The 2416-nt window shown below is 45.9% G+C and carries 1 protein-coding gene; it reads right to left on the reverse strand.

Annotated elements, in window-relative coordinates; genetic code table 11:
* Positions 1 to 2172, reverse strand: a 2172-nt coding sequence (gene cphA / locus B7X71_RS15285; protein ID WP_293601315.1) for a cyanophycin synthetase, incomplete at its 3' end; no start/stop codon positions are given.
* Positions 2173 to 2416 lie beyond the last annotated feature (244 nt).

Genomic DNA, 2416 nt, shown 5'->3' on the forward strand with positions numbered 1-2416 from the left:
GGAGCTAGAAACAAATGTTTCAACTCCAGCTTCGATAACGTTGAACGGAATATCCAAAGCCCAGGCCGCACCAATAGCAGCTGCAAGGCTTAAGTGTGGAGACCATTCAAGAGATGACTCCTTCACAGCCGGAGGAATTGGAATCACCAACTTGTCTACCTTGCCTTGCTTGAGCGTAATTACAGATGGACTCACAATAATTGAGCGACCATCTTTTTCTTGGTGAGCAGTAACTACAGGAGAGTTCGACTCTTGAGAGAAGTACATCACTTCACCCTTACTGAGCTCGGCCATTTTGACAATCATTGGATCATCTGCATTTAATACGCTGGTGCCAGTAGGTAATACGACATCAACTTGGGTGCGCACTACATTAAATAATTGATCTTCTTCGCTGATGTTATGTTCAGGAAAGAGTTTGAGTGGATCAATATTGAGGGCGACCCCAACCTGGCATTGATCATATGCGAGACCCTCTAGTAATAAGGATGCATTGTCATTCTCAAGGACGGCAACTTCAATCGCTCTATTTTGAAGAGTGCGTCGTGCATTTTCCCAATGGGAAGAAGAGGTTTTTTTGATCAATCGGTTACCAAAGTACAGACCAAGATTGGTAGAGAGTCCAACATGCACATTAGTCAATCTAATAAAGTGGGCAACCATTTCAGCGACGATAGTTCTTCCGGAATTACCGCTAATACCAACGATTGGAATTCTGAAATCGTATCCTGGAGGAAAGAGATGATTTGCAATTTCTTCGCCGACAGGTTGTGGAGTGCCGCTGGCAGGTTTTAAGTGCATCAATAAGCCTGGACCTGCATTCACTTCAACAATGGCAGCGTTCTGTGACTCTAGTGGCTTACTAATATCTTGTGCAACGAGGTCAATTCCCGCAATTTCAAGTCCTACAACGCGTGCAGCCAAAGCTACTTGGTGGGCTACTTCAGGGTGAACTAAATCAGTCACATCAAATGCCACATTGCCATTACTTTGAATCAATACTTTTTGATCAACCGCCGGAATACTGTCACCAGTTAGTTTTTGGCGAGCCAGCTCTAGCTCAACTGCAGAATCGATCCGAACTGGGTTGAGAGGGCACTCTTCGGTCGTGCCACGTCGTGGATCAGAATTAATCTGAATTTGAATAAGTTCAAGCACAGTATGCTTGCCATCACCGGTGATCCAAACTGTTTCCCCTTTCGCGGCTGCCACTACTTTATTGCCGACTACTAACAAGCGATGTTCATCGCCAATGATGTGGCGCTCAACTAAAACCTCGCTACCTTCATTGATTGCTACAGCGTAGGCCGCTTCAATTTCTTGTTGGGTATAGAGGTTGATAAATACGCCACGGCCATGGTTGCCATCAATCGGCTTCACCACTACTGGTAAGCCAATATCTTGTGCGGCTTCCCAAGCATCATCAGGACTTGTGACAACTCTACCTTCAGGGATTGGAACCCCCGCGCTTGCGAGCAAGCTCTTAGTCAGATCTTTATCGCGCGAAATAGTTTCTGCGATGGCACTAGTTTGATCGGTTTCTGCTGTCCAAATACGTCGCTGCTTGGAGCCATATCCGAGTTGAACTAAGTTGCCACTAGACAGCCTGATGTAAGGAATTTCTCGAACAGTAGCAGCGTTGACAATGCAGGCTGTACTGGGGCCTAGGCAGAGATCGTCACTTAAATCACGAAGTTCTTCAATGATCTGCTCTCGTAGAGTAATGGCATCACCATTATCTTGAATGAGGGTGAGGAGGAGGTCACGCGCAAACTTAAACGCTTGCAATGTCACCGCTTCTTCAGTGGCACTCACAATGACTTTGTAAACGCCTCGGCGACCACCATCACGAGCTCTACCAAAGCCGCCTGCAATACCAGCTAAATTTTGCAGCTCAATGGTCAGATGCTCAAGAATGTGTCCAGGCCAGGTGCCTTCTTCAACACGTTTTAAAAACCCACCGGGTTCTCCGTAGCTGCAGCGATGTTCATGCAAGCTTGGAAGGCATTTGCAAAGACGATCGTAGAAACCGGGAATTAAGTCGGATGGATAGTCTTCTAGATCGCCAATATCGATCAAAACTTCAAGAGCAGGGTTGTAGCTCCACATATTGGGGCCACGCAGATGTCGGTGGCTCAGGATTTCAATGGTTTTATCTAGTAATTGGGGCATGTGTGGAATGGGGAAACTCAGCGCCGCATCGGAAGGTGAGGGCGGGGATGTCTCAGACTATCTCTCTGGTTCTAGTAATTGTTCAAAATCCACAAAATTAGCAAAAATACATAAAAAACACTATTTCGATAATTTAACGGCTTTCTAGCTCTGAAAGTTGACAGCATCATTAAATCTTAGAAACCTAGCTCCACTATACTTTTAGGACTAATGAAGCCAGACATTTCCCCATCCGTACCCTCTG

It is taken from the genome of Polynucleobacter sp. 39-46-10, from assembly GCF_002282275.1.